Origin of the sequence: Vibrio sp. 10N.261.52.A1 (assembly GCF_002876325.1) — a bacterium.
GTDB lineage: Bacteria > Pseudomonadota > Gammaproteobacteria > Enterobacterales > Vibrionaceae > Vibrio > Vibrio chagasii.
In genome coordinates this window covers 1-654 of record NZ_MCYD01001284.1, presented here as the reverse complement: position 1 = coordinate 654, position 654 = coordinate 1, and the positions used below count along the sequence as shown (strand labels likewise).

At 40.5% G+C, this 654-nt stretch carries 1 pseudogene; it reads right to left on the bottom strand.

Going from position 1 to position 654, the window contains the following annotated elements:
• Positions 1 to 642: pseudogene (locus BCT81_RS26890) on the bottom strand (hypothetical protein); the annotation flags it as partial.
• Positions 643 to 654 lie beyond the last annotated feature (12 nt).

The following is a 654-nucleotide window of genomic DNA, read 5'->3' as shown; positions in this document are numbered from 1 at the left end:
TTCACCTTCGACAGAGAACGAGATATTGCGGTCGTCGGTACGATTCACGTTATGAAGTTTAACGCTCTCACCGTTCACCATTGTTACCAAAACATCCTTGCCAACATCATTGCTGGTTACATGGAACATAGCCCCCTCCGAGCCAGTGATCGTGTAATTGCCTTCTGAGGTTACATCGAGAGTAGCACTGCGAACTTCTTCACCATTGATGTACATGTATGCAGTATCACCGTGCGTAATTAGATTAATATCACGAGGAATATCGTTATCTACACCCGGTAAACCTGGCTTGTTATCAACACTTGGCTTAATAGCACCCTGCTCGTAATTTGGAGTATCTGATAATTTGTTCGAAGACGAACTAGAAGACCCACTAAATAAAGCCGCTGTAAGACCAAGAGCACCTGTACCAATAGCTTTCCAAACACCAGATTCATCTTGCTCGTAAACTACACCATCTAGAGCTACCACTTTGTTATTTTGTGCATTTAACTTAGCAAGTGTTGCGCTATCAATACTGTCCATTTGAGATTGAATCACTTTTTCAGTTTCTAAGTTTGCCAGTTCAATATTTACGCTTTGCGCAATAACACTGCTTGAGAATGCAGTTGAAATTAGAGTTGCTAAAATTGTTTTATTCATGTTCATGTAATT